This is a genomic window from Mycobacterium kyogaense, assembly GCF_036946525.1.
Lineage (GTDB): Bacteria > Actinomycetota > Actinomycetes > Mycobacteriales > Mycobacteriaceae > Mycobacterium > Mycobacterium kyogaense_A.
The window spans coordinates 50,411-76,612 of record NZ_JAQIIY010000029.1; the positions used below are offsets into that span (position 1 = coordinate 50,411).

General features: G+C 68.8%; 27 protein-coding genes. 15 read left to right on the forward strand and 12 right to left on the reverse strand.

Features of this window, described 5'->3' with window-relative positions:
* The first annotated feature begins 1 nt into the window (after position 1).
* Both PGN37_RS22555 and PGN37_RS22560 read left to right on the forward strand, forming a co-directional pair.
* Positions 2-868 carry an alpha/beta fold hydrolase gene (locus PGN37_RS22555; RefSeq protein ID WP_335333217.1) on the forward strand — a complete coding sequence of 289 codons (867 nt, stop codon included), beginning with the start codon at positions 2-4 and terminating at the stop codon, positions 866-868.
* 28 nt (positions 869-896) lie between these two features.
* On the forward strand, positions 897-1,979 hold the full coding sequence (locus tag PGN37_RS22560) for an AI-2E family transporter (protein ID WP_335333218.1): 1,083 nt from the start codon (positions 897-899) through the stop codon (positions 1,977-1,979).
* Here the strand turns inward: PGN37_RS22560 and PGN37_RS22565 are convergent.
* From PGN37_RS22565 to sdhC, 4 genes are read right to left on the reverse strand one after another with little or no spacing between them, the layout of a single operon-like run.
* A complete protein-coding gene (locus PGN37_RS22565; RefSeq protein WP_335333219.1) occupies positions 1,951-2,721 on the reverse strand; it encodes a succinate dehydrogenase iron-sulfur subunit in 771 nt (256 codons plus the stop codon). The two genes, PGN37_RS22560 and PGN37_RS22565, sit on opposite strands and share 29 nt — an antisense overlap.
* 3 nt (positions 2,722-2,724) lie before the next feature.
* On the reverse strand, positions 2,725-4,479 hold the full coding sequence (gene sdhA / locus PGN37_RS22570) for a succinate dehydrogenase flavoprotein subunit (RefSeq protein WP_335333220.1): 1,755 nt from the start codon (positions 4,477-4,479) through the stop codon (positions 2,725-2,727).
* A 13-nt stretch (positions 4,480-4,492) separates the two neighbouring features.
* On the reverse strand, positions 4,493-4,966 hold the full coding sequence (locus PGN37_RS22575) for a succinate dehydrogenase hydrophobic membrane anchor subunit (RefSeq protein ID WP_143819659.1): 474 nt from the start codon (positions 4,964-4,966) through the stop codon (positions 4,493-4,495).
* The gene (gene sdhC / locus PGN37_RS22580) at positions 4,967-5,392 is read right to left on the reverse strand and encodes a succinate dehydrogenase, cytochrome b556 subunit (protein WP_335333221.1); all 426 of its coding nucleotides are present in this window, start codon (positions 5,390-5,392) and stop codon (positions 4,967-4,969) included.
* 219 nt (positions 5,393-5,611) lie between these two features.
* On the opposite strand from sdhC, the gene PGN37_RS22585 reads away from it, so the two are divergent.
* From PGN37_RS22585 to PGN37_RS22600, 4 genes are all read left to right on the forward strand, one after another.
* Positions 5,612-6,028, forward strand: coding sequence for a cytidine deaminase (locus PGN37_RS22585; protein ID WP_335333222.1), 417 nt, complete (start codon positions 5,612-5,614; stop codon positions 6,026-6,028).
* A gap of 29 nt (positions 6,029-6,057) precedes the next feature.
* Complete coding sequence (locus PGN37_RS22590) at positions 6,058-7,335, forward strand: thymidine phosphorylase (protein WP_335333251.1); 1,278 nt, start codon at positions 6,058-6,060, stop codon at positions 7,333-7,335.
* Positions 7,336-7,345: 10 nt separating this feature from the next.
* Positions 7,346-8,434 (forward strand): adenosine deaminase, encoded by a 1,089-nt coding sequence (locus tag PGN37_RS22595; protein ID WP_335333223.1) that lies wholly within the window; start codon positions 7,346-7,348, stop codon positions 8,432-8,434.
* A 120-nt stretch (positions 8,435-8,554) separates the two neighbouring features.
* Positions 8,555-9,400, forward strand: coding sequence for an alpha/beta fold hydrolase (locus PGN37_RS22600; RefSeq protein WP_335333224.1), 846 nt, complete (start codon positions 8,555-8,557; stop codon positions 9,398-9,400).
* Here PGN37_RS22600 and satS read toward each other — a convergent pair.
* Together satS and PGN37_RS22610 are read right to left on the reverse strand one after the other, a co-directional pair.
* A complete protein-coding gene (gene satS, locus PGN37_RS22605; RefSeq protein ID WP_335333225.1) occupies positions 9,345-10,595 on the reverse strand; it encodes a protein export chaperone SatS in 1,251 nt (416 codons plus the stop codon). The genes PGN37_RS22600 and satS overlap by 56 nt on opposite strands.
* A 54-nt stretch (positions 10,596-10,649) precedes the next feature.
* Positions 10,650-11,390, reverse strand: a complete 741-nt coding sequence (locus tag PGN37_RS22610; RefSeq protein WP_335333226.1) for a hypothetical protein — start codon at positions 11,388-11,390, stop codon at positions 10,650-10,652.
* 80 nt (positions 11,391-11,470) lie between these two features.
* Here PGN37_RS22610 and PGN37_RS22615 point away from each other — a divergent pair, with 80 nt between their 5' ends.
* A complete protein-coding gene (locus PGN37_RS22615) occupies positions 11,471-12,061 on the forward strand; it encodes a TetR/AcrR family transcriptional regulator (RefSeq protein ID WP_335333227.1) in 591 nt (196 codons plus the stop codon).
* Here PGN37_RS22615 and PGN37_RS22620 read toward each other — a convergent pair.
* Together PGN37_RS22620 and PGN37_RS22625 are read right to left on the reverse strand one after the other, a co-directional pair.
* Positions 12,034-13,107 (reverse strand): C40 family peptidase, encoded by a 1,074-nt coding sequence (locus PGN37_RS22620; protein ID WP_335333228.1) that lies wholly within the window; start codon positions 13,105-13,107, stop codon positions 12,034-12,036. The genes PGN37_RS22615 and PGN37_RS22620 overlap by 28 nt on opposite strands.
* Positions 13,104-13,394: an ESX-1 secretion-associated protein gene (locus PGN37_RS22625; RefSeq protein ID WP_335333229.1), complete on the reverse strand. Its 291-nt coding sequence runs from the start codon at positions 13,392-13,394 to the stop codon at positions 13,104-13,106. Before PGN37_RS22625 ends, PGN37_RS22620 begins: the two co-directional genes overlap by 4 nt.
* 64 nt (positions 13,395-13,458) lie before the next feature.
* Between PGN37_RS22625 and upp the strand changes: the two genes are divergently transcribed.
* Positions 13,459-14,082 (forward strand): uracil phosphoribosyltransferase, encoded by a 624-nt coding sequence (gene upp / locus PGN37_RS22630; protein ID WP_335333230.1) that lies wholly within the window; start codon positions 13,459-13,461, stop codon positions 14,080-14,082.
* Here upp and PGN37_RS22635 read toward each other — a convergent pair.
* Together PGN37_RS22635 and PGN37_RS22640 are read right to left on the reverse strand one after the other, a co-directional pair.
* On the reverse strand, positions 14,064-15,680 hold the full coding sequence (locus tag PGN37_RS22635; protein WP_335333231.1) for a phospho-sugar mutase: 1,617 nt from the start codon (positions 15,678-15,680) through the stop codon (positions 14,064-14,066). The two genes, upp and PGN37_RS22635, sit on opposite strands and share 19 nt — an antisense overlap.
* Positions 15,681-16,124 (reverse strand): MarR family winged helix-turn-helix transcriptional regulator, encoded by a 444-nt coding sequence (locus tag PGN37_RS22640; protein ID WP_335333232.1) that lies wholly within the window; start codon positions 16,122-16,124, stop codon positions 15,681-15,683.
* Between the two features lie 108 nt (positions 16,125-16,232).
* Between PGN37_RS22640 and PGN37_RS22645 the strand changes: the two genes are divergently transcribed.
* Positions 16,233-17,342, forward strand: a complete 1,110-nt coding sequence (locus tag PGN37_RS22645; RefSeq protein WP_335333233.1) for an AbrB family transcriptional regulator — start codon at positions 16,233-16,235, stop codon at positions 17,340-17,342.
* Here PGN37_RS22645 and PGN37_RS22650 read toward each other — a convergent pair.
* Positions 17,288-18,082, reverse strand: a complete 795-nt coding sequence (locus PGN37_RS22650; RefSeq protein WP_335333234.1) for a purine-nucleoside phosphorylase — start codon at positions 18,080-18,082, stop codon at positions 17,288-17,290. The genes PGN37_RS22645 and PGN37_RS22650 overlap by 55 nt on opposite strands.
* A gap of 47 nt (positions 18,083-18,129) precedes the next feature.
* Between PGN37_RS22650 and PGN37_RS22655 the strand changes: the two genes are divergently transcribed.
* From PGN37_RS22655 to PGN37_RS22665, 3 genes are all read left to right on the forward strand, one after another.
* Positions 18,130-19,308 carry a M20 family metallopeptidase gene (locus tag PGN37_RS22655; protein ID WP_335333235.1) on the forward strand — a complete coding sequence of 393 codons (1,179 nt, stop codon included), beginning with the start codon at positions 18,130-18,132 and terminating at the stop codon, positions 19,306-19,308.
* A complete protein-coding gene (locus PGN37_RS22660; RefSeq protein WP_335333236.1) occupies positions 19,305-20,468 on the forward strand; it encodes an amidohydrolase in 1,164 nt (387 codons plus the stop codon). The genes PGN37_RS22655 and PGN37_RS22660 overlap by 4 nt, the downstream gene beginning before the upstream one ends.
* Before the next feature lie 161 nt (positions 20,469-20,629).
* Positions 20,630-21,514 carry a type IV toxin-antitoxin system AbiEi family antitoxin domain-containing protein gene (locus PGN37_RS22665; RefSeq protein WP_335333237.1) on the forward strand — a complete coding sequence of 295 codons (885 nt, stop codon included), beginning with the start codon at positions 20,630-20,632 and terminating at the stop codon, positions 21,512-21,514.
* A gap of 66 nt (positions 21,515-21,580) precedes the next feature.
* Here PGN37_RS22665 and PGN37_RS22670 read toward each other — a convergent pair whose 3' ends face one another.
* Positions 21,581-22,060: a gamma-glutamylcyclotransferase gene (locus PGN37_RS22670; protein ID WP_335333238.1), complete on the reverse strand. Its 480-nt coding sequence runs from the start codon at positions 22,058-22,060 to the stop codon at positions 21,581-21,583.
* A gap of 41 nt (positions 22,061-22,101) precedes the next feature.
* Between PGN37_RS22670 and PGN37_RS22675 the strand changes: the two genes are divergently transcribed.
* From PGN37_RS22675 to PGN37_RS22685, 3 genes are read left to right on the forward strand one after another with little or no spacing between them, the layout of a single operon-like run.
* The gene (locus PGN37_RS22675) at positions 22,102-23,517 is read left to right on the forward strand and encodes an NAD(P)H-quinone dehydrogenase (protein WP_335333239.1); all 1,416 of its coding nucleotides are present in this window, start codon (positions 22,102-22,104) and stop codon (positions 23,515-23,517) included.
* A gap of 48 nt (positions 23,518-23,565) precedes the next feature.
* Positions 23,566-25,293, forward strand: a complete 1,728-nt coding sequence (glpD, locus tag PGN37_RS22680) for a glycerol-3-phosphate dehydrogenase (protein WP_335333240.1) — start codon at positions 23,566-23,568, stop codon at positions 25,291-25,293.
* Entirely contained in the window at positions 25,290-26,150 is an 861-nt protein-coding gene (locus tag PGN37_RS22685; protein ID WP_335333241.1) for a pseudouridine synthase, read from the forward strand. The genes glpD and PGN37_RS22685 overlap by 4 nt, the downstream gene beginning before the upstream one ends.
* Positions 26,151-26,202 lie beyond the last annotated feature (52 nt).

The following is a 26,202-nucleotide window of genomic DNA, read 5'->3' on the forward strand; positions in this document are numbered from 1 at the left end:
CGTGAACACAGTCCATCACCGGTACGCCACCGTCGCCGGACGCCAGATCTTCTACCGCGAGGCCGGCACTGCGGGCTCGCCGGTGATCGTGCTGCTGCACGGCTTCCCGACCAGCTCGTTCATGTTCCGTGAGCTGATCGGCGAACTCGCCGACCGTTACCACGTGATCGCCCCGGACTATCTGGGCTTCGGCTACTCGGACGCGCCGCCGGTCGAGGAGTTCGACTACACCTTCGACGCACTGGCCGACCTGACTGCAGGCCTGCTCGACCAGCTCGACGTCACCACCTACGCCATGTACGTGCAGGACTACGGCGCGCCGGTGGGCTGGCGGCTCGCGCTGCGCACCCCGAAGGCGGTCACGGCGATCATCACGCAGAACGGCAACGGCTACGACGCGGGCTTCGTCCCGGACGGCTGGGCGGCGGTCTGGGATTACCAGCGTGAGCAGACGCCGGAGACGGCCGCAGCGCTGCGTCAGTTCCTGTCGTTCGAGGCCACGAAGACGCAGTACGTGGCGGGTGTGCCCGATCCGACCGTCGTCAGCCCGGACACCTGGCACCACGACTACGCGCTGCTGTCGCGGCCGGGCAACGACGCGATTCAGCTCAAACTTTTCCTCGACTACGCGAGCAACCCCCGCCTCTATCCCCGGCTGCACGAGTATCTGCGCGCCAGCGCGGTGCCGGTGCTGGCGGTGTGGGGCGACAAGGACCCGTTCTTCGGACCCGACGGGGCTCGAGCCTTCGCTGAGGACGCCGTCGACGCCGAGATCCACCTGCGCGACGGCGGCCACTTCCTGCTGGAGAGCGACCTCACCGCGGTGACCGAGCTGATCCGCGACTTTCTGGCTCGCCGATGGCGGTGAATTCCGCGCCGATGGGTAGAAAGGGCGGGTGGACCGAGGCCAGCTGTACAACAGGCATCTCCAGTCCGTGGCGAGTGCATCGCTGCGTTTCGTGGCGGTCGCAGCGGCGCTGTGGGTGCTGTCGTGGGTGATCGGCAAGACGTGGGTGATCCTGCTACCGGTCGCGCTCGCGCTGATCCTGTGCACGGTGCTGTGGCCGCCGGTGCGCTGGTTGCGCGGCAAGGGGCTGCCCCCGGCCCCCGCGGCGCTGCTGGTTCTGGTCGCGGCCGTCGCCGTGCTGGCCGGGATCATCGCCGCGGTCACGCCGGCGATCGTGAACCAGGCCGGCGAGCTGGCCGAGCAGGCCACCGCCGGGGTGGTTCAGGTGCGCGACTGGCTCGGCGGGCCGCCGCTGAACATCAGTGACGCCCAACTGAATTCAGCGGTCGACGCGATCAACGACACGCTCAATTCCAGCAGCGCCAAGATCGCGGCCGGACTGTTCACCGGTGTCGGCGCTGCGACGTCGGCGCTCGTCACCGTGTTCACCGCGATCGTCGTGGCGTTCTTCTTCCTCAAGGACGGGCCGGGGTTCCTGCCGTGGCTGCGCCACGTCGCCGGCATGCCCGCAGCCCCGCACCTGGCGGAAGTCATGCAGCGCGTGTGGGCCACCCTCGGCGGGTTCATCAGGACCCAGGCGCTGGTCAGCCTCGTTGACGCGGTGCTGATCGGCATCGGCCTGGTGATCCTCGGCGTCCCGCTGGCCTACGCTCTGGCGATCCTGACGTTCATCGGCGGCTTCGTGCCGATCGTCGGTGCGTTCGTCGCCGGCGGGTTGGCGGTGCTCGTCGCGCTGGTGGCCAACGGTCCGGTGAACGCGCTGATCGTGCTGGGCATCATCGTGGCCGTGCAGCAGCTCGAAGGCAACGTGCTGCAGCCGTGGTTGCAGTCGAAGTCGATGAAGCTGCACGCGGTGATCGTGCTGCTGGCGGTGACGCTGGGCGCGTCGACCTTCGGCGTGATCGGCGCGTTCCTGGCGGTTCCGGTGGCCGCGGCCGTCGCGGTGATCCTGCGGTACTACGACGAGCAGGTCGCAGAGAAAGTCAGCGAGCGAACATCAGCGCCCGCTTGACTTCCTGGATCGCCTTGGTCACCTCGATGCCGCGCGGGCAGGCCTCGGTGCAGTTGAACGTCGTGCGGCAACGCCACACCCCGTCGACGTCGTTGAGGATGTCGAGCCGCTCGGCAGCGCCCTCGTCACGGCTGTCGAAGATGAACCGGTGGGCGTTGACGATCGCTGCCGGGCCGAAATAGGACCCCTCGCTCCAGTACACCGGGCAACTGGTGGTGCAGCAGGCACACAGGATGCACTTGGTGGTGTCGTCGTAGCGGGCCCTGTCGGTCTGGCTCTGAATCCGTTCCCGGGTGGGCTGATTGCCCGAGGTGATCAGGTACGGCTTGATCGCCCGATAGGCGTCGAAGAACGGCTCCATGTCGACGACGAGGTCCTTCTCCACGGGCAGCCCGCGGATCGGCTCGATCGTGATGGTCAGCGCCTTGCTCGGGTTCTTCGGCAGCATGTCGCGCATCAGGACCTTGCACGCCAGGCGGTTCACGCCGTTGATGCGCATGGCGTCCGACCCGCACACTCCGTGCGCGCAGGACCGGCGGAACGTCAACGTGCCGTCGAGGTACCACTTCACGTAGTGCAACAGGTTCAGCAGCCGGTCGCTCGGCAGGCACGGCACGCGGAAGCTCTGCCAGCCAGCGTCATCCGGCGCCTCCGGGTTGAACCGGGCGATCTTCAGCGTCACCATCACCGCGCCCTCGGGCACGGGGGGAGTGTCTTGCTTGTCCAGAACAGGCGCGCTCATGTGTCAGTACTTCCGTTCCATCGGCTCGTACCGCGTCTGCACCACCGGCTTGTAGTCCAACCGGATGTCCGACAGCAGGTCCTTGCCGTCCTTGTAGGCCATGGTGTGCCGCATGTAGTTGGTGTCGTCGCGGTTCGGGTAGTCCTCGCGGGCATGTCCGCCGCGCGATTCCTTGCGGTTGAGCGCGCCGACCACGGTGACCTCCGCCAGCTCCAGCAGGAAGCCAAGCTCGATCGCCTCGAGCAGGTCGCTGTTGTAGCGCTTGCCCTTGTCCTGCACGGTGATTCGGGCGTAGCGCTCCTTGAGCGCGTGGATGTCGGTGAGCGCCTGCTTGAGCGTCTCCTCGGTCCGGAACACCGCGGCGTTGTTGTCCATCGACTGCTGCAGCGCCCCGCGGATGTCGGCGACGCGCTCGTTGCCGTGTTCGGAGAGGATGTCGCCGACCCAGCCGACCACCATGTCGGCGGGCTTCTCGGGCAGGTCGACGAAGTCATGTCCCAGTGCGTAATTCGCGGCGGCGATGCCGGCGCGGCGGCCGAAGACGTTGATGTCCAGGAGCGAGTTGGTGCCCAGCCGATTGGCGCCGTGCACCGAGACGCAGGCGCATTCGCCGGCGGCGTAGAGACCCGGCACGACGGTGGTGTTGTCCGAGAGCACCTGCCCGTTGACGGTCGTGGGTATGCCGCCCATGACGTAGTGACAGGTCGGGTAGACGGGCACCAGTTCCTTCACCGGGTCGACACCCAGGTAGGTGCGGGCGAATTCGGTGATGTCGGGCAGCTTGGCCTCGAGCACGTCCTCGCCGAGGTGGCGCACGTCGATGTAGACGTAATCCTTGTTCGGTCCGGCGCCGCGACCCTCGAGCACCTCGAGAACCATGGAGCGGGCGACGATGTCGCGGGGCGCCAGGTCGACGATCGTGGGCGCGTAGCGCTCCATGAACCGTTCACCCTCGCCGTTGAGCAGCCGGCCGCCCTCGCCGCGCACGGCCTCGGAGATCAGGATGCCCAGGCCGGCCAGGCCCGTCGGATGGAACTGGTGGAACTCCATGTCCTCCAAGGGAAGTCCCTTACGGAAGACGATGCCCAGCCCGTCGCCGGTCAGCGTGTGAGCATTGGAGGTGGTCTTGTACATCCGGCCGGAGCCGCCCGTGGCGAAGACGACCGCCTTGGCGTGGAAGATGTGGATGTCACCGGTCGCGAGCTCGTAGGCGATCACGCCGGTGGCGACCGGGCCTGACGGGGTGTCGGTCATCGCGATGTCGAGGGCGTAGAACTCGTTGAAGAACTCGACGTCGTGCTTGACGCAGTTTTGGTACAGCGTCTGCAGGATCATGTGCCCGGTGCGGTCGGCGGCGTAGCAGGCGCGACGCACGGGAGCCTTGCCGTGGTCGCGGGTGTGGCCACCGAAGCGGCGCTGGTCGATGCGGCCCTCGGGGGTGCGGTTGAACGGCATCCCCATCTTCTCGAGGTCGAGCACCGCGTCGATGGCCTCCTTGGCCATGATCTCGACGGCGTCCTGGTCGGCGAGGTAGTCGCCGCCCTTGACGGTGTCGAAGGTGTGCCACTCCCAGTTGTCCTCTTCGACGTTGGCCAGCGCGGCGCACATGCCACCCTGGGCCGCGCCGGTGTGCGAGCGCGTCGGGTACAGCTTGGTCAGCACGGCGGTGCGCACGCGCGGACCGGCCTCGACGGCGGCGCGCATGCCGGCGCCGCCGGCACCGACGATGACGACGTCGTAGCGGTGTTCTTGAATCATCGTGAGCTCCCGATCAAGAGATGGACGCGTCGAACGTCAGCAGCACGTAGGTGCCTAGCACCAGCACGAACACCATCGACAGGGCCAGCAGGGTGTTCAGCCAGAACTTGGTCGAATCCTTGCGGCTGTAGTCGGCGATGATCGTGCGCATGCCGTTGCCGCCGTGCAGCTGAGCGAGCCAGAGCAGCAGCAGGTCCCAGGTCTGCCAGAACGGCGAGGACCAGCGCTGTGCGACGAAGTTGAAGTCGATGCGGTACACGCCGCCGTCCCACATCAACATGATGAAGAGGTGGCCGAGCGCAAGAAACACCAGCACCAGGCCGGAGAAGCGCATGAACAGCCACGCGTACTTCTCGAAGTTCGGCATGCCGCCCGCGCGCCGCGGCGCCCGGGGGTTGTCGAGGCTGGCCGGCCGGTCGTGGCTGCGCTGCATGACGGGCGCGCTGCCGCCGCGGTCGCTGATGTGGTCGTACGGGTTCTCGGGCATTTAGAAGAACCTCTCCACCATGTGCATGCCGATGACGCCCACGGATGCGATCAGCACAGTGAGGAAGACACCGGCGACGACCCAGAGCATCTTGCGCTGATGGCGCGGTCCCTCGGACCAGAAGTCGATGAGGATCACGCGGATGCCGTTGAGCGCGTGGTAGAGGACGGCCGCGACGAGGCCGAGTTCCATCAGGCCGATGATCGGCGTCTTGTAGGTCTCGATGATCTCGTTGTAGGCCTGCGGGCTGACCCGGACCAGCGCGGTGTCCGTCACGTGGACGAACAGGAAGAAGAAGATCGAGGCACCGGAGATCCGGTGCAGAACCCACGACCACATCGCGGGATCGCCGCGATACAGGGTTCGTCGGCGCGACGGCTGCGAGCGTGGTGCCGCAATGTCGCCCGATGATGTTGCCGTACTCATCTGACCCCTCCAACGCCATCGGTGGATGCTCGGAAGATATGCCCGTCGGCTGGTTCTCCGAACCTCGCAGCGACTCTAATCTCCTTTGTACTGTCGAACGAACTAGCCTGTGGCCGTATGCCCTCGAAAACGGGCGTTTATTAGGGTCGCCTATCTGATACTGCTGGTCACGAGGCAGGGGGTTCGGAATGGATTCAGAGTCTGCCGGGAAGGCCTGATGTGAGCGCCGAAATCGATTGGGAGTTGTTGCGGCGCATGGCAATTGATGTGTCACAGCACGCTTATGCCCCCTATTCGGGATTCCCGGTCGGGGCGGCGGCCCTGGTCGACGATGACCGAATAGTGACCGGCTGCAATGTGGAGAATGTCTCATATGGCCTGGGTCTCTGTGCGGAGTGCGCAGTGGTCTGCGCCCTGGTTTCCGGCGGCGGTGGGCGCCTGCTCGCACTGGCCTGCGTGGGCCCCGACGGCGCGACGTTGATGCCGTGCGGGCGCTGCCGACAGGTGCTGCTCGAGCACGGTGGCCCGGACATGCTCGTCGACCATCCGTCAGGTCCACGCCCGCTGCGCCACCTGCTGCCCGACGCATTCGGACCCGATGATCTGGCGCGCAGCTCCGGAGAGGAATCAGGGTGACGCAGAACACTTTCGATGCGCAGGGCCCGATGTCGCATCTCGATGCTCCGTCCGTCATCCGCACCAAGCGCGACGGCCACACCCTCTCCGACGCCGCGATCGACTGGGTGATCGACGCCTACACCCGCGACCGTGTCACCGACGGGCAGATGGCGGCGCTGTTGATGGCGATCTTCCTGCGGGGCATGTCGACTCATGAGATCGCCCGCTGGACCGCGGCGATGGTCGCCTCGGGGGAGCGGTTCGACTTCTCCGACGTCGGCCGCCCGACCGTCGACAAGCACTCCACCGGCGGCGTCGGGGACAAGATCACCATCCCGCTGGTCCCGATGGTGATGGCGTGCGGTGGCGCCGTCCCGCAGGCGGCGGGACGGGGCCTCGGGCACACCGGCGGCACGCTCGACAAGCTCGAGTCCATCGCCGGGTTCACCGCCGAGATCTCCAAACCGCAGATCCACCAACAACTTCGGGACCTCGGCGCGGCGATCTTCGCCGCCGGGGAACTGGCGCCGGCAGACCGCAAGATCTATGCGCTGCGCGACGTCACCGGCACCACGGAGTCGCTTCCGCTGATCGCGAGTTCGGTGATGAGCAAGAAGATCGCCGAAGGCGCGGCGGCGCTGGTGCTCGACACGAAGGTCGGCTCGGGGGCGTTTCTGGCCACCGAGGCGGAGTCGCGTGAGCTGGCGGCCACGATGGTGGCGCTGGGGCGAGACCACGGCGTAGCCACCCGCGCGCTGCTGACCGATATGGAGGTGCCGCTGGGACGCACGGTCGGGAACTCGGTCGAGGTGGCCGAGTCGTTGGACGTCCTGGCCGGCGGGGGACCCGAGGACGTGGTCGAGCTGACGGTCGCCCTGGCGCGGGAGATGTGCGACGCGGCCGGCCTGGACGCCGTCGATCCGGCGCAGACGCTGCGCGACGGAACGGCGATGGATTCCTTCCGCGCGCTGATCGAAGCTCAGGGCGGTGATCTCGCGGCTCCGCTGCCGATCGGTGCTCACAGCGAGACCGTGATCGCTCCCCGCGGTGGCACGATGGGGGACATCGACGCGATGGCTGTGGGACTCGCGGTGTGGCGGCTCGGCGCGGGCCGCTCGGCACCGGGCGAGCGGGTGCAGTTCGGCGCAGGAATGCGCATCCATCGCCGGCCCGGCGAACCCGTGGCCGCGGGTGAGACGCTGTTCACGCTCTACAGCGACACCCCCGAGCGGTTCGCGCCGGCGCTGTCGGAACTCGACGGGGCCTGGCGGGTGGGCGAGGACGCACCGCCTGCGCGTCCGCTGATCATCGACCGGATCACGTGAGGAGAGCCAGATGACGACACCGTTGACGCTGGAGAACATCCGGCAGGCGCCCAAGGCGCTGCTGCACGATCATCTCGACGGGGGGCTGCGGCCACAGACTGTCCTCGAACTGGCTGAGGAGACGGGGTACGACCAGCTGCCCGAACAGGATGCCGAGGCGCTGGCGACGTTCTTCCGCACCGCGGCCCACAGCGGCTCGCTGGTGCGCTATCTGGAACCGTTCGCCCACACCGTGGGCGTCATGCAGACCCCGGAGGCGCTGCATCGCGTGGCACTGGAGTGCGTGGAGGACCTCGCCGAGGACAACGTCGTCTACGCCGAGATCCGGTTCGCCCCCGAACTGCACATCGACGGCGGGCTGTCCCTCGACGCGGTCGTCGAGGCGGTGCTGGCGGGCTTCGCCGACGGAGAGAAGGCGGCTGCAGCGCAGGGGCGCCCCATCGTGGTGCGGTGTCTGGTGACCGCGATGCGCCATGCCGCGCGGTCGCGGGAGATCGCGGCGCTGGCGATCCGGTTCCGGGACCAGGGCGTGGTCGGGTTCGACATCGCCGGTGCGGAGGCCGGCTACCCGCCCACCCGTCACCTCGACGCGTTCGAATACATGCGAAGCAACAACGCGCGCTTCACGATTCACGCGGGTGAGGCCTTCGGGTTGCCGTCGATCCACGAGGCCATCGCGTTCTGCGGGGCGGACCGGCTCGGCCATGGCGTACGCATCGTCGACGACATCACCGTCGATCCCGACGGCACGGCGCGGCTGGGTCGGCTCGCGTCGCTGCTGCGGGACAAGCGCGTGCCGTTCGAGATGTGCCCGAGCTCCAACGTGCAGACCGGGGCGGTGGACAGCATCGCCGAGCATCCGTTCGACCGGCTGGCCCGCCTGCGTTTCCGGGTGACGGTGAACACCGACAACAGGTTGATGAGCGACACCTCGATGAGCCAGGAGATGCTCCGGCTGGTGGAGGCGTTCGGCTACGGGTGGAGCGATCTCGAACGGTTCACGATCAATGCGATGAAGTCGGCGTTCATCGCGTTCGACGAGCGCCTGGCGATCATCGACGAAGTCATCAAGCCGCGCTACGCCGTCCTCATCGGCTAGCCCCCGTCCGGCGAGCGCGCGCGTTTGCACAGCGGCGCGCCGCACGTTGCGTGCATTCGCGTGCGCTCGTCGCAGCCGAGCGCGCGATGAATTCCGCACCTCGCACCAGTCGAACTCACCATGACCACCTCTCCCGTCACCCGCCAGCTGTCCGTTCCCGGCGCCGTCCTGCACTACGAAGTCCGCGGTAGCGGACCCCTGCTCGTCCTGGTGGGATCCCCGATGGGGGCCGGTGATTTTCAGCCACTCGCCGATGCCGTGGCGGCCGAGCGCACGGTCGTGACCTTCGACCCGCGCGGATACGGCACGAGCACGCTCGACGATCCCGACCAGCCGGCGACCATCGACACGCGCGCTCAGGATGTCGTGGCGATCCTCGACGACCTGGGCGCCGACGCCGCAGACGTCTTCGGCTCCAGCGGCGGGGCCGTCACCGTGTTGGGGCTGACGACGCGGTGGCCGGGACGCGTGAAGACGGTGATCGCCCACGAACCGCCGCTGATCGAGTTGCTCGCCGACGCCGAAGCGCACCGTGCCGACACCGAGCGCATCATCGACACCTTCCACGCCGACGGCGTCCACGCTGCGTGGCGAGCCTTCATGGTCAACGCAGGCTTCGAGCCACCCGAGGCGCAGGGCGATACCCCCGCCGCCCAGCGAGGAGGAGCGCAGGCACGCTGCCCGCTTCTTCGATCACGACCTGAGGGCCACCACCGGCTATCGACCCGACGTCGCCTCACTGCGCGGCAGCCGCGTCGTCGTGGGCATCGGCGCGGACTCGGGCGCACTGCTCACCCACCAGACGTCGTCGGCGCTCGCCAACGCGCTCGGCACCCCCGCGCAGATCTTCCCGGGCGGACATGTCGGCTTTCTCACCGACACGCCCGTCTTCACCGACGCTCTGCGGGCGTCACTCCGAGCGCAGGCGTGACTCCACGAAGCGCTCCAACGACTCCCACTGCGTGACGGCCTCGGCGTACGGCGCGCTCGGCCGCGACACCGAGCCCGGGTCCAGCGAGTAGGCGATCAGCCGGCCCAGCGCGGTGTCCTTGTCGAGCTTGGCCGCGACGCCGGTGTCCTCGGCGTAGTCGGCGATGTCGCGCAGCAACTCGACGGCGAGCTCGAGTTGGTCGTGATCGAGCGCGTCGGGACCTTCGGCGAGGTCGTCGACGATCCCCGACAACACGTAGATGTTGTCGTCGGTGACCTCCACGCGCAGCGATCCGTCGGTCGCCGCGGTGCGGATGTCGTCGTACGTCGCGAGATCCGACAGGTCGTGATCGTGTTCGTCGGCCAGGTAGCGCGCCAGGGCCCGCTCGGAACCGAACACGCTGATGCGGCCGTTGCGGCCGAGAAAGATGGGCCGGTCGTCGAGGTAGCAGCGCAGCGTGAAGAAGGTGCCGCTGCTGGTCATCATCCGGACCGGGTCGATGCCGACGCGCGCCCAGAAGTCCTCGTCGCTGCCGAGCACCTTGTCCTCGGCGGCCGCGGTCAGGTCGTCGGCCTCTTCCTCGGTGTCCACGATGTCATCGATGATCACCTCGTCCTCTTCCGGCTCGGGTGCCGGCTCGTCGAGTTCGGCCTGGGCTTTCTCGACGGCGGCGCTGTCCACCTCGGGCTTGGTGATGATCTCGTCGATCGACTCGATGACCGCGTCCCAGCCGCGGTTGATGATCTTCTCGATCTCTGCCCAGCGCTTGCGCCCGGCCCGGCCGGCATACGCCTCGGCTCCGCCGCCGACGGTGCCCAGGAGCGGGTTGCCGTTGAAGAACTTTGTCACCGCGGGCAGTTCGCACACCGATCCGATCGACGACACGACCGACAGTGCGCGGTGCAGCGTGCGCACGCTGTCCTCGGTCGGCTTGTTCGACAGGATCTCCTCGAAGCCGGCGAGGTCGTAGGAGTGCTCCTCGTCGGGCACCAACCGGTGTGCGTTCGCCGCCGTCAGCTTCTCCCACGCCGGGTGGTCGGTGAGGTCGTTGTCGGTGTTGGTCCGCACGAACGCGGCCAGGTCTGCCACGGAATCGAGCACGTAGAGGTCCTCGTCCTTGCCGAGGAACGCCTCCCACTCGTCTCCGTCGGCGCGCCACCGCGGTGCCCACAGCGTGTACACGTCGCCCTTGGTCAAGCTCAGCCCGATCGGCACGATGTCTGCAGCCATGCGGCACAGCCTAACGACAGGCCCTGACCGTTTCGTGCAGGTGTCGGTGGGCCGTCACCGGGTCTGGTCGAAGGGTGCCCACCCGAACGCCGCCTCGATCCAATTCGAGAACTCACACGCCAGATGCCACCGGTGCCCGCCGATCATCCGGCGCGGAGTGGGCAGCGGGAACTCGACGGTCAGGCGCGCGCTGAAGCCGTCTGCGTCGTCGCGGAACTGGTGTCGGACTCCACCGATGACCGATCCGTCGGAGGCTCGGGCCACGCCCGCGATCTGGAGGGGAAAACGGGCGTTCGGCGCAGTGGTCAGCGAGGACACGTCGGAGTAGTCGATCCGGAAGAGCGAAGGTAACGGGCTGCCGCCCGTCGTCTCCAGCACTTCCTGGCGCCCGTTCGCGTCGGTGCGAATGATGTAGTGGTCCGGGCAGGCGCGCAGCATCGCTTCGTGGTCGGAGGTCTCTGTCCATCGGTCGAACGTGGTCACGAACTCCTCTGCGGAGCCGGCGCCGACGTGGAGGTCGATGGCACTGATGCGCCTGCGTCGGCTGAGCTGTGACCCGGCGCGCGCGACGAGATCGGCCGCTGCGGTCCTGCGCCTCAGCCGCGCGGCGATCTCGTCAGGGCCGAGAGCGAGCTTCGCGTGCAGCAGCGTCCCGCGCCGGATCGCGACATCTCCGTCCGGCACCTGTACATCCAGCAGGCGTGCCGCCGCGGTAATGCGACGGTCCTCCCACGACAGAACCTCGGCGCGGCTGTACTCGGTGCCGTCGAACCGGGCGGCGATCGTGGGAGTCATGGGCATACTCCTTAAAGCTATAAATATTGCTTTAGCGACGCTACGCTGACTCCGTCCCACTGGTCAAAGGAGAGTCGGTCATGGTCACCCGTCGCCCCGGCGGCCGCTCGGAGCGTGTTCGCGCGCGCGTACTCGAGGCTGCGCTGGATCATCTCCTCGCCGCTGGTCTGACCGGACTCAGCGTGCGTGATGTCGCCGCCGCGGCAGGTGTCGCAGAGACGACGGTCTACCGGCGGTGGCCGACCCCGACTGATTTGGCCGCTGCCGCGCTGGCCGAGTTCGCCCGCAGCGAGAACCCGATACCGGACACGGGAACCTTCGAGGGGGACCTGCGCGCCCTGCTCGGTCAGATCGTCGACATGGTGAGCCGACCCGAGGTCGAGCGCCTACTACGCGCGGCCGCAGCTCTCGACAGTGCTCTTCAAGGCGCGGTCGAGGCGCGCGCCGTCTTCTGGCAAGGTCGATTCGCGGGCGGCGCCCGGATTGTCGAGCGTGCGATCGAGAGGGGGGAGGTGCCCCCCGACACCGGGCCGGCAGGCGTCATCGAATTCCTCGTCGCTCCGGTCTACCTGCGCCTGCTGCTGCTCGACCTACCGCTCGACGATGCGCTGCTCGAGGCCTCAGTACGCAACACGCTCGCTGCCTACGCAGTCGGCCGCCAGAACCCCTGAAAACCCTGTCCGGCGTTCGCCGTCCTGATCGGTGAGAGCTTCACAGGATCGCCCGCCTCGATCATGGTGCCGTCGCCGACGATCATCGCGACGTGGCCGTCCCACACCGCGAGATCCCCTGGCATCACCGCATTCGCCGCCACTGCGCGGCCGACGTCCTGTTCCTGGGCCAACCGTGGGAGGTCAAGGCCCGCTTCGTGATACGCCCACTGGGTCAGGCCGCTGCAGTCCAGGCCCTGGCCAGGCGTGGTGCCGCCCCACTGGTACGGGACGCCGAGCTGGGTCAGTGCGTGACGGACGGCGTCGGCAGCGACGGCGTTGGGTGCCATCACCACCGTCCCGTCCGGAAGGCGCACCGCCACGCCCTCACCGAACGTCGCGGCGTCGGGGGTGTCGATCGGCGCCTCGGCCGCGGTGAAGGCCGCCGGTTGCGCCACCGGCCCGCCGCCCGCCAGACCTGCCCCGGGAAGCCCTGCAAGCCCGCCGGTGCCGCCCCCGGGGAACCCGCCCCCGCCCGGCCATCCCGTCGCGTGGGTGGGCGCCGGCCGGGTCTCGACCGCGGTGGCCTGCCGGTCGAGTTCGGCGAGCAGTTCCTCGACCACGGCAATGGCCCGGCTCAGCGCGTCGCGTGCCTCGGTGAGCAACTGCTTGGCCACCCCGGGCTCGTCCAATCGCGGTTCGAGCGCCGCGGCCTTGGCCTCGAACTCGTCGACGATGTCCTGCAGTCGGCGGTGCGCGGACGCCACGGCTCCGGCAGCATCGCGGGCCACCGAGCCCAGCCGACCGGCCCGCTCCGCCGCCCCGTCGATCGCGGCGGTCGTCGTCGCCGCGAACTCCGCCGCTGCGTCCGCGCCGGAGCCCGACCAGTCCGCGTCGGCCTGGTGCCACGCCTGCGACGCGGCGTCGGCGACGTCGGTCAGGGTGTCTCGGACCCCGGTCAGTATCGCGGCGGGATCGCCCGCAGGATCGCCTGACCAGCCCGGACCCACCAGCGCCTGCACTCTCCGCAGCGGGGCGGCGAGTGCACTGACCAGGGCGCTGGTCACCAGAACGCGATCCGGTTCGCGGCGTCCGACTCGGCGGCGTCGTAGCTCTGCGCGGAGGCGTCCGCAGCGGTCCGGGCGCCCGCCAGCGATACACCGAGGGAGGCGAGCGCGGCGGCGTCGTCCCCCGCGGCCCGGGCCAGCGAGGCGAGAAAGCGCGCCCCGACCGGCCCGTAGGCATTCGCGCCGTCGGTCGCCCCGGTGAGGTGCGCGGCGGCGGTGTGCAGTGCATCCGCGTGCGCGTCTGCCGCACGACCGTAGCTGCGGACGGCTTCTGTATCGACGGACATACGGGTGAACACAGACAGTTAGACGCCGGGAAAGCTCACCCGGTTCCCACTAAGGTCCAATCCCATGGATGTGCGCGTTGTCGACCACCCGCTGGCCGCGGCGCGGCTGACCACCCTGCGCGACGAGCGCACCGACAACGCGGCGTTTCGCGCCGCGCTGCGGGACCTGACGTTGATGCTCGTCTACGAGGCCACCCGGGAGTCGCCGGTCGAGACCATCCCGGTGCGCACTCCGATGGCGGAGACGTCCGGTGCGCGCCTGGCCAATCCGCCGCTGCTGGTGCCGGTGCTGCGTGCAGGGCTGGGCATGGTGGATCAGGCGCATGCGCTCATCCCGGAGGCCCAGGTCGGTTTCGTCGGCATGGCTCGCGACGAGGAGACGCATCAGCCCACGCCGTATCTGGAGTCCCTGCCCGACGATCTGAGTGCGCGGCCGGTCATCGTGCTGGACCCGATGCTCGCGACCGGCGGCTCGATGGTGCACACCCTGGAGCTGCTGTTCGCCAGGGATGCCGTCGACGTCACCGCGCTGTGTGTGGTGTGCGCTCCGGAAGGTGTTGCCGCACTGGAGAAGGCGGCGCCGCAGGTGAAGCTGTTCACCGCCAGCATCGACGCGGGCCTCAACGACGTCGCCTACATCGTGCCGGGCCTGGGCGATGCGGGCGACCGTCAGTTCGGTCCGCGCTGAGTCAGTTCGCGAACCTGCTCGGAGAGGGTGGCCTGCACCTGGGCGGCCCGCGACCGAGCGGTCTCGAGGTCGCCGTCGCACCGAACTTCGAGGTAGCACTTGAGTTTCGGCTCGGTACCGGAAGGACGGACCACGACGCGGATCGATGTCGACGTGTCACCGCCGGCGTACACGAGCGCGTCGGTGCGCGGTGAGAGGTCGGTGGTCTCGACGGGATAGGACGCGAGATGCCGCGGTGGTCGCGTGCGTAGAGAAGTCATCAATGCTGCTGCTGCAGAGGGTGATTCGACGCGCTGGGTGATGGCTGTGGTGATGTGCACGCCGTGGCGGCGCGCCAGCTCGTCGAGAGCGTCGGTCACCGAGAGCTCGCGCGCACGTAGCGCCGCCACCAGATCGCACGCCAGCACCGCGGCGCTGATCCCGTCCTTGTCGCGCACCACGGCCGGATCCACGCAGTGCCCGATCGCTTCCTCGTAGGCGTACAGCAGTGTCGCGTCGAGGCCCTCGTCTGCGCGGGCCAGCCATTTGAATCCCGTCAGCGTCTCGACGTGGCGCGCGCCGTAGCCGGCCGCGATGCGTGCGAGCATCCGTGACGACACCACCGTGCTGGCGACCACGGCGTCTGAACCTGCTCCCTGTGAGAGCAGGTAATCGCCCAGCAGCCAACCTGTTTCGTCGCCCGAGAGCATGCGCCACCCGTCGGGCGTGGGCACCCCGATCGCGCACCGGTCGGCGTCGGGGTCGAGGGCGACGGCGATGTCGGCGTCGACGTCAACGGCAAGCTGAAGCAGAGCGTCGGTCGCCCCGGCTTCCTCGGGGTTGGGAAAGGCGACGGTGGGGAAGTCGGGATCCGGCGCGAACTGCGTCTCGACGACGTGGACGTCGGAAAAGCCGGCCAACGCTAAAACATCGAGTGCGTACTCACCGCCGACTCCGTGCATCGGCGTCAGCGCTACGCGCACCGATCCGGCCGCCCGTCGCACGCTCGACGCCCGCTCCAGGTACCGCCGGACGAACTCGGTTCCGGACGGCGGGACTGATTGTCGGGGGATCTCGTCAGCCGGCGGGGCGGCAGCGATGGCGTCTTCGATCTCGGCGTCGACGGGGGAGACGATCTGAAGGCCGCCGGCGAAGTAGACCTTGTAGCCGTTGTCGGAGGCCGGGTTGTGGGACGCGGTGATCTGCACCCCCGCTGCTGCCCACGTGTGGCGAACGGTGAACGCGACTACGGGCGTCGGAACCGCGGCGAACATCAAAGTCACCGTGAATCCCTGCGCGGCAAGCACTTCGGCGGCGCCGCGCGCGAATTCCACGGAGTGGTGCCGCGCGTCGTACCCGACGATCACCTGTCCGCCGCCGTGCCCGTGGCGCGTCAGGACGGTGCCCAGGGCCCATGTCGCGCGCAGTACCACGGCGAGATTCATCCCGTTGGGGCCGGCGCGCATCGGCCCGCGCAGTCCCGCGGTGCCGAATGTGAGGGTCCCGGCGAAGCGCTCGGCCAGCTCGTCGGAGTTGCACGCGGACAGTTCAGCGGCGGCGTTCGGATCGGGGTCGTGGGCCAGCCACTCGTCGACAGCGGCGTTCAGATCGGACGTCACTCACGTCAGTGTGCCCGCCTCGGCGTCGGCGAGTTTGCGCAGGATGGGGGCGACGAGCATGAGCAGGTCGAACTCGAGGGTGGAGAGGCGTTCGCGCATCGTGGTGTGCAGCCACGCGTCACGCTCGGCGCGGTCGGCGTCCAGCAGGACGATGCCGTCGGGAGTGATCTCGACGAGTTGTCGGCGCCGGTCCGCGGCGTCGGGCCGGCGGCTGATCAGGCCGCGCGACTCGAGTTCGTTGAGCGAATCGGTGAGTGATTGCACCCGCACGCCCAGGCGCACGCCCAGCTCGGCCGGGGCGGTCACCCCCGCACGGCTGACCTCGCCGAGCAACTGCATCTGGCTCAACGTCAGACCGTTGTCCGGCCGGTGCCTGCGGAGCTGCCGCGTCACCGCCATCATCGATTCCCGCAGCTCTGTCGCTGCCGACGCCTCGATACCCATTACCAAGTTATACCTTGCCAAAGAGTGACAGTCACGACCCAAAAAGCCATGTTGAGATCTTGAATTACTAAGCGCATACTTGTAATCACGATGACATGGTGGAAGCAGATGCTCAGGTGGACGGTGCTGTTGGCGGCGACGGTGGCGGTCACTGTTTCCCTCACTGTCATCGGGGTACCCAGCGCGGCTCTGTTCGCCGCGCTCGTCGTCGGGATCGTGCTCGCATTGACGTCGGCCGGCCCGGCCGGTGTACCCCGCAAGCTCGGGGTCGCCGCCCAGGGCGTGCTCGGTGTCTACATCGGCACGATGGTGCAGCAGGATTCGCTCGGCACCCTCGGCGGGCACTGGCCGGTCGTCCTCGCCGTCGCCGCGGGCACGCTGCTGCTCAGCGTCATCGCCGGGGCGCTGCTGGGACTTCGCCGAGACGTGACCCCGTTGACCGGCTCGCTGGCGCTCGTGGCCGGCGGGGCGTCGGGGCTCGTGGCCATCGCGCGCGAACTCGGCGGTGACGACCGCGTCGTCGCCGTCGTGCAGTACCTGCGCGTCGGGCTGGTCACCGCGTCGATGCCCGTCGTCGTCACGCTGATCTACCACGCCGACAAGTCCCGCGCCGACGCCGGCGCCGTGGCCCCCGCCAACCAGGCACCCTGGTACCTGAGCCTGGCGATACTCGTCGTACTGGTGGTCGTCGGCGCGACCGTCGGGCGCCTCATCCGCCTTCCCGGTGCCGGTCTACTGGGGCCGCTGGCCCTCACGGTGGGCCTCGAGGTCAGCGGGTTCTCGTTCGGCCTGTCGGTGCCGATGCTGCTGGTCCAGGCCGGCTACATGCTCATCGGCTGGCAGGCCGGGCTGGCCTTCACCCGGTCGTCGCTGCGTGCGGTGAGTCGGCTGCTGCCGGCAGCGATCGGGTTGATCGTCGCGATCGGCGTGACCACGGCGGGCCTCGGGGTGCTGCTGTCCCACCTCACCGGGCTGACGCTGTTGGAGGGCTACCTCGCGACGAGCCCGGGCGGTGTGTACGCGGTGCTGGCGACGGCGGTCGAGACCGGGTCCAACGTCACATTCGTGATCGCGGCCCAGGTGGTGCGGATTCTGCTGATGCTGTTCGCGGCGCCGTTGATGGCCCGCAGTGTGGTGTGGGCGAGCCGACGCCTCGGCCGGGATCAGAGCTTGGAGATCACTGCCGAGAGCAGGGAACCCATGCGCGTCGCCGACTGACGGCCCGCCTCGAGGACTTCGTCGTGACTCAACGGTTGCCCGGTCATGCCGGCGGCCAGGTTCGTCACCAACGACACCCCGAGCACCGCCGCGCCTGCCGCCCGCGCCGCGATGGTCTCGTGCACCGTCGACATCCCGACCAGATCGGCGCCCAGTGTGCGCAGCATCCGGATCTCGGCCGGCGTCTCGTAATGCGGACCCGGCAGGCCCGCGTACACCCCCTCGGCCAGCGACGGGTCGATCTCGCGCGCAAGTTCCCGCAGGCGCGGTGCGTAGGCGTCGACGAGATCGACGAACTGGGCGCCCACCAGCGGTGACCGTGCTGTCAGGTTGAGGTGGTCGCTGATCAACACCGGCTGACCGACGCCGTACTCGGGGCGCAGGCCGCCGGCCGCGTTGGTCAGAATGACGGTCCGGGCACCCGCCGCGCAGGCCGTGCGCACAGGGTGGACGACGTGCCGCAGGTCGTGGCCTTCGTAGGCGTGGATGCGGCCGAGCAGCACCAGTACCCGCTGCGCACCGACCTGCAGGGAGAAGATCTGACCGCCGTGGCCCTGCGCGGTAGGCGGGGTGAAGCCCGGGAGATCGGCCATCGGAACGACGGCGGTGGGTTCGCCGAGCTGGTCGGCGGCGGGCGCCCAACCCGAGCCCAGGACGACGGCGACGTCGTGGCGTTCGACTCCGGTGCGCTGGGCCAGAGCCCGGGCGGCTTCCTGCGCGACTGCCCCGGCGTCCTCCACGACCGGCAGCTTAGTGCGGGTGTCGGCGCAGTGAGATACTTGCCCGCATGCCCACCGCCGCCGCCACGTCCGTCGCCGACGTGATCAGCAGCCGCCGGCGGGACCTGGTGGAGCTCTCACATCAGATCCACGCCGAGCCCGAGCTGGCGTTTGCCGAGCATCGCAGCTGCGCCAAGACCCAGGCCCTGGTCGTCGAGCGTGGTTTCGAGCTGACGACGGCGGTCGCGGGCCTCGACACCGCCTTTCGCGCGGTGTACGGCAGCGGCGACCTGGTGGTGGGGATCTGCGCCGAGTACGACGCGCTGCCCGGCATCGGTCACGCCTGCGGCCACAACATCATCGCCGCGTCGGCGGTCGGCACGGCGCTGGCTCTGGCCGAGGTGGCCGACGAACTCGGGTTGACGGTCGTGCTGCTGGGCACACCCGCCGAAGAATCCGGGGGCGGCAAGGTGCTGATGCTGGATGCCGGGGCCTTCGACGACATCGCCGCGACGGTGATGCTGCACCCCGGCCCGATCGACATCGCCGCGGCGAGATCGCTGGCGCTGTCGGAGGTCGTCGTCAGCTACACCGGGCGGGAGTCGCACGCCGCGGTCGCACCGTATCTCGGCATCAACGCCGCGGACGCGGTGACCGTCGCGCAGGTCGCGGTCGGGTTGCTGCGTCAGCAGCTGGCGCCGGGGCAGATGTGCCACGGCATCGTCACCGACGGCGGCCAGGCCGCCAATGTCATCCCGGCCCGCGCCGAGATGGCGTACACGATGCGGGCGACGAATTCGGAGTCGTTGCGGGCGTTGGAAACTCGCATGGCGGGCTGTTTCGCGGCCGGCGCGGTGGCCACCGGTTGCGAACACGAGGTGCACGAGCCGGCGCCCGGCTATGCCGAGCTGACGCCGGATCGGTGGCTGTCGTCGATGATTCGCGCGGAGATGCTCGGGGTGGGGCGTACCCCGGTTCCCGAGGAGGTCGAGGCGTCAGTGCCGTTGGGGAGTACGGACATGGGCAACGTCACGCAGGTGATGCCGGGCATCCATCCGATCGTGGGTGTCGACGCCGGCGGCGCATCGATCCATCAGCCTGAGTTCGCGGCTGCGGCGGTGGGGGAGAGCGCCGACACCGCTGTCGTCGAGGGCGCGATCATGTTGGCGCGCACGGTGGTTGCGCTTGCGTGTGACGGCGAGGAGCGCGACAGGGTGCTCGAGCTGCAGCGTCGGAGGGTCGCATGAGCGTGTTGGCGCACGCTGCGGCGCGTTTCCTGTCGGCCCGTTACGACGATCTGGTCGCCTGGCGGCGGCATCTGCACATGCACCCGGAACTGGGTCGCCAGGAGTTCGCGACGACGCAGTTCGTCGCGTCGATCCTGGCCGATGCCGGGCTCAACCCGAAGGTGTTGCCCGGCGGCACCGGGTTGACGTGTGACTTCGGCCCCGACGACGGCCCGCGGGTGGCGTTGCGCGCCGACATGGACGCGCTGCCGATGGCCGAGCGCACCGAGGCGCCGTATGCGTCGACGGTGCCCGGTGTCGCGCACGCGTGCGGCCACGACGCGCACACGGTGGTGCTGCTGGGTGCGGCGCTGGCGATGGCGTCGGCGCCGGAGCTGCCGGTCGGGGTGCGGTTGGTGTTCCAGGCCGCCGAGGAGCTGATGCCCGGGGGCGCGATCGACGCGATCGCGGCGGGCGCGCTGACCGGTGTCTCGAGAATCTATGCCCTGCACTGCGATCCGCATCTCGAGGTCGGCAAGGTCGCGGTCAAGCCGGGCCCCATCACTTCGGCGGCCGATCAGCTCGAGGTGGTGCTGCACTCGCCGGGTGGGCACACGTCGCGTCCGCATCTGACCGGCGATCTGGTCTACGGCATCGGCACGCTCATCACCGGCCTGCCGGGGGTGCTGTCGCGCCGTATCGACCCACGCAACAGCACGGTGATGGTGTGGGGAGCGGTCAATGCGGGCGTGGCGGCCAACGCCATCCCGCAGACCGGCACGCTGGCCGGGACCATCCGCACCGCGAGCCGCGAGACCTGGGTCGGCATGGAAGACATTGTCACCGAGACCATTTCGGCTCTGCTGGCGCCGCTGGGCATCGAGCACGTGGTGAACTATCGCCGTGGCGTGCCGCCGGTGGTGAACGAAGAGGTGTCCACGCGCATCCTCACCCACGCGATCGAGGCGATCGGGCCCGATGTGCTCGCCGATACCCGGCAATCCGGTGGCGGGGAAGACTTTTCCTGGTATCTGGAGGAGGTGCCCGGCGCGATGGCACGCCTCGGCGTGTGGAGCGGTCAGGGCCCGCAGCTCGATCTTCACCAGCCGACGTTCGATCTCGACGAGCGTGCGCTCGGCGTCGGAGTTCGACTGCTCACCAACATCATCGCCAACAGCTAGCCCGGTCGTTCGGCGAGCGCGCGCGTTTGTACATCGACACGCCGTCATTGCTGGCACTCAGCGCGCGCTCGCGCCCCGCGAGGTGTGCATAACTGCTCGTCCATCCCCAGGCAGGGCCGGAGCCCTGGCTCGCGACCCAAGCCCGCACCGAGCATGGCCGCATGGACGAACACCTCATCTCACTGTTCGACGCCCAGGGCGGCGTCGCCACCAGCGCACAGATCCTCGAGCACCTGACCCGACGCGGTTTCGAGAAACTCACCAATTCCGGAGTCCTGGAACGCATCTGGCAAGGCATCTACTGCCTCGGTGAGCCCACCGATCTACTCCGACTGCGTGGCCTCGATCTGTCATGTGGGCGTCCCGTCGCGGTCTGCCTCGCCACCGCGGCCGCGATGTTCGGCTTCGACACCGAGCAGCCGCCCGAACTCCATGTGCTCGATCCCCATTGCGGGCTGCGCGATGCCGACGGGTTGGTGGTGCATCGCCGCGACGGCGCACCGCTGGTGAGGGTCGACGACCGTCGTGCGACGTCGCCGGCTTGGACGGCCGTCGAGGTTGCGCGCAGTCTGCGACGCCCGCGGGCGCTGGCCACCATCGACGCCGCGCTGCGCAGCGGCACCTGCAGCCGTGCCGATCTGTGGCGTGCGGCCATCGAGCAGAAGGGGCGCCGCGGCATCGTGGCGGTGCGCGATCTCCTAGCGTTGGCTGACCCGCGGGCCGAGTCGCCGATGGAGAGCGAGGCGCGGCTCGCGATGCTCGACGGCGGTCTGCCCGTGCCGGAGCTGCAGTACGAGATCATCGACGGCAATGGGGATCTGCGTCGCGTGGACTTCGCCTGGCCCGATCGAAAAGTCGCAGCGGAGTACGACGGTGTCGCGTGGCACTCGGGGCCGGAGGCGATGCTCGACGACCGGAACCGGTTCAACGCGCTGGCCGACGTCGATTGGACCGTGGTGCCGATCGTGTTCGACGACGTCCGCTATCGGGCGTGGGAGATGGTGGCGCGGATCGACCGGCAGCTGACGCGCGCTCGTGCGGCCTGAGCGCGCGCAGACCGCCGGAAAACCCGGCGCGTCGACGTGCAAACGCGCGCGCTCGCCGAACGAGAGCTAGACCCCGGGGCCGGGGCCGATGTTGCTCGATGGCCGCGTGCGCAGATCGTAGACGTATTCGTGTGGCGCACCGGCGATCTCGGCCGCCTCGGCCATCACACCGAGATAGCGTGCCGACGGGATGCCGCCCTCCCAGGCATCGACCACGTACAGCCACGCCAACGCCGGGTCGGTAGAGGTGTCCGACGACGTGCGTTCCACCCGGCAGCGGATCTTCTTGTGAATGCCGAGCTCCGAGCCCTCCCAGCGGTCGAGGTTCTCCTCGTCCTCTTTGGTCACGTCGTAGAGCACCACGAAGACCTTGGAGTCAGGGTCCTCGACGATCGTCGCCAGCGCGCCTTCCCATCCGATGTCCTCGCCGCCGAAGGTGAGCCGCCACCCGTGCAGCCAGCCGGTACCCGCCATCGGGGAATGAGGAGCCCGCTGCAGCATCTGCTCGGGATGCATGTTCGACCCATAGGCGGCGTAGAGCGGCACGCGAGAAGCTTAAACGTATCTGTGTGCAATAGGTTGGTGGCGTGGTAACGCGGATCGTGATCATCGGCGGTGGACCGGCAGGCTATGAGGCGGCATTGGTCGCGGCGGGTCGCGGCCGCGACGTCGCACAGGTGACGGTCGTCGACTCCGACGGCATCGGCGGCGGCTGCGTGCTCTATGACTGCGTGCCGTCGAAGACGCTCATCGCGTCGACCGGCGTGCGCACCGAGCTGCGCCGCGCCCAGGGGCTGGGCTTGGACATCAGCTTCGACGACGCCACGATCTCGCTACACGACATCAACAACCGGGTGAAGACGCTGGCGTCCTCGCAGTCAGCGGACATCGGCAGCCAGCTGCTCAACCAGGGCGTGACGATCATCGGTGGCCGTGGCGAACTGGTCGACGACATCGCCGGCATGGCGCATCACCGCGTGAAAGTCACCACACCCGACGGCAAGATCGGCGTGCTCAAGGCCGACATCGTGCTGATCGCCACCGGCGCGAGCCCCCGGGTGCTGCCCAACGCGGTGCCCGACGGCGACCGAATCCTGACCTGGCGCCAGGTCTACGACCTCGAGGAGCTGCCCGAACACCTCGTCATCGTGGGCTCGGGGGTGACCGGCGCCGAGTTCTGCAACGCCTACACCGAACTCGGCGTCACGGTGACGGTCGTCGCGAGCCGGGACCAGATCCTGCCCCACGAGGACTCCGACGCGGCGGCGGTGCTGGAGGAGGTGTTCAACGAGCGTGGCGTGACGCTGGTCAAGAACGCCCGCGCGGACTCGGTGACGCGCACCGAGAAGGGGGTCCGTGTCGCGATGGCCGACGGCCGTGTCGTCGAGGGCAGCCATGCGTTGATGACGGTCGGTTCGGTGCCCAACACCGCAGGTCTGGGCCTGGATCGTATCGGCGTCGAGCTGAAGCCGGGTGGCTACATTCCTGTCGATCGGGTCTCGCGCACGCCGGCGCCGGGGGTCTACGCGGCGGGTGACTGCACGGGACTGCTGCCGCTGGCCTCGGTCGCGGCGATGCAGGGCCGGATCGCGATGTACCACGCGCTCGGCGAAGGGGTGTCCCCGATTCGGCTGCGGACGGTTGCCTCGGCGACCTTCACCCGCCCGGAGATCGCCGCGGTCGGCATCCCGCAGTCAGCGATCGACGACGGCAGTGTGCCGGCCCGCACCTTGACGTTGCCGTTGAGCACCAACGCCCGCGCGAAGATGTCGCTGCTCAGGCATGGTTTCGTCAAGATCTTCTGCCGGCCGGCCACCGGTGTGGTGATCGGCGGGGTGGTGGTCGCGCCGATCGCCTCGGAGCTGATCCTGCCGATCGCGCTGGCGGTGCAGAACCGGATCTCGGTGACCGATCTGGCGCAGACCCTGTCCGTCTATCCCTCGCTGTCGGGTTCGATCGTCGAGGCGGCGCGGCGATTGATGGCACACGACGATCTGGACTGATGCCACGTACCCTGGAGAACGTACTGACCGGTAACAAGGAAGGTGCACGTGAGCAACCAGGACGTGGACGACCTCGGCCCTGACCAGCGCTCCCGAGCATGGCAGCAGCTCGGCAGTGAGCAGTTCGACGTCGTCGTGATCGGCGGCGGAGTGGTGGGCGCGGGTGCTGCGCTCGATGCGGCGACCCGCGGATTGAGAGTGGCCCTCGTGGAGGCCCGCGATTTCGCGTCGGGCACCTCCAGCCGGAGCAGCAAGATGTTCCACGGCGGCCTGCGCTATCTCGAACAGCTGGAGTTCGGTCTGGTGCGCGAGGCGCTGCACGAGCGCGAGTTGTCGCTGACGACGCTCGCGCCGCATCTGGTCAAGCCGCTGCCGTTCCTGTTCCCGCTCACCAACCGGTGGTGGGAGCGGCCCTACGTCGCGGCGGGCATCTTCCTCTACGACAGCCTTGGTGGGGCGAAATCCGTTCCCGCGCAGAAGCATCTGACCCGCGCCGGGGCACTGCGGCTCTGTCCCGGACTCAAGCGCAGCGCACTGATCGGCGGAATCCGCTACTACGACACCGTCGTCGACGACGCCCGGCACACCATGATGGTGGCGCGTACCGCCGCGCACTACGGGGCCGTGGTGCGGACGTCGACGCAGGTGGTCGCGTTGCGACGGGAGGGGGATCGGGTCACCGGCGTGCGGGTGCGTGACTCCGAGGACGGCTCGGTCACCGACGTCCGCGCGCACGTGGTGGTCAACGCCACCGGGGTGTGGACAGACGAAATCCAGGCACTGTCGAAGCAGCGCGGCCGTTTTCGGGTGCGTGCCTCCAAGGGTGTGCACATCGTGGTCCCGCGTGATCGCGTCGTCAGCGAGGTCGCGATCATCTTGCGCACCGAGAAGTCGGTGCTGTTCGTGATCCCGTGGGGCACGCACTGGATCATCGGCACCACTGACACCGACTGGAACCTCGATCTGGCCCACCCGGCGGCCACCAAAGCCGACATCGACTACATCCTAGGTCACGTCAACACAGTGCTCGCCACGCCGCTGACGCACGACGACATCGACGGTGTGTACGCCGGATTGCGGCCGCTGCTGGCCGGCGAGAGCGAAGAGACCTCGAAGCTCTCGCGCGAACACGCGGTCGCTGTGCCCTCGCCGGGCCTGGTGGCGATCGCGGGCGGCAAGTACACCACCTACCGAGTGATGGGGGAGGACGCGATCGACGCCGCGGCGGAGTTCGTGCCAACCCGGGTGGCGAAGTCCATCACCGAGAAGGTGCCGTTGATGGGTGCCGACGGCTACTTCGCGCTGGTGAACCAGACGCAAAGTGTCGGAAAGCGTTACGGCCTGCATCCGTATCGGGTGCGGCATCTGCTCGACAGGTACGGCTCGCTGATCGACGAGGTGTTGTCGATGGCCGACGACCGGCCCGAGCTGCTCGAGCCGATCACCGACGCGCCGGTCTATCTGAAGGTGGAGGCCGCCTACGCAGCCGCGGCGGAGGGGGCGCTGCACCTGGAGGACATCCTCGCCCGTCGGATGCGGATTTCCATCGAGTATCCGCACCGCGGGGTGGATTGCGCCCGCGAGGTCGCCGAAATCGTTGCGCCGATTCTGAACTGGTCGGCCGACGATGTCGATCGTGAGGTGGAGACGTACCGGGCCCGGGTGGAGGCCGAGGTGCAATCGCAGACGCAGCCCGACGACGGGTCGGCCGATGCGCTGCGCGCCGCGGCGCCTGAGGCTCGCGCGGAGATACTCGAGCCGGTCCCGCTGAATTGAGGCGGGCCGCACCGCTTCCCGTGCGCGACGGGCTCGGACCGGCGCGGCTGCGGTTGCGCGGCGGGGTGGTGCGCGACGAGTTGGCCGACCGGTTCGGTGCGCAGGCCGCGGCCAAAGTGTCTGCCGGAGAGGTGGTGTGCGCCGACGGCACCCCTGTCACGGAGACGACGGTGTTGGCGCCCGGCGCCTGTGTGTACCTCTACCGGGAATTGCCCGACGAAGTTCCCGTTCCGTTCGAGATCCGCATCCTCCATCGCGATGACAACATCGTCGTCGCCGACAAGCCGCACTTTCTCGCGACGATGCCTCGCGGCAGTCACGTCGCGCAGACCGCCCTGGTGCGGCTGCGTCGGGAACTGGACCTGCCGGAGCTGAGTCCGGCGCACAGGCTGGATCGCCTCACCGCGGGCGTGCTGGTGTTCACCACCCGCCGCGAGGTGCGTGGCGCCTATCAGACGTTGTTCGCCCGGGGTGAGGTCGACAAGACGTACCTGGCGCACGCCCCCGAGGCGGACATCGGGTGCCCGATCACGGTACGGAGCCGCATCGTCAAGCGCCGCGGCTGCCTGCAGGCGACCGAAGAGCCGGGTGAGCCGAACGCCGAGACACGCATCGAGCGGGATGGGGCGCTCTACCGGCTGACACCCCGGACGGGCCGTACGCATCAGTTGCGGGTGCACATGGCGTCGCTGGGCGTACCGATCACCGGGGATCCGCTGTATCCGGAGATTCTCGACGTGGCGCCGAACGATTTCTCGACGCCGCTGCGCCTACTGGCCCACAGTCTCGAGTTCGACGATCCGGTCACGCGGCGCCGGCGTCGCTTCGTCAGCTCGCGCACGCTGACCGAGAACTAGTGTGCGCCCAGATCGCAACTCCCCTCGAAACTGCGATCCGCGGCTGCGATCT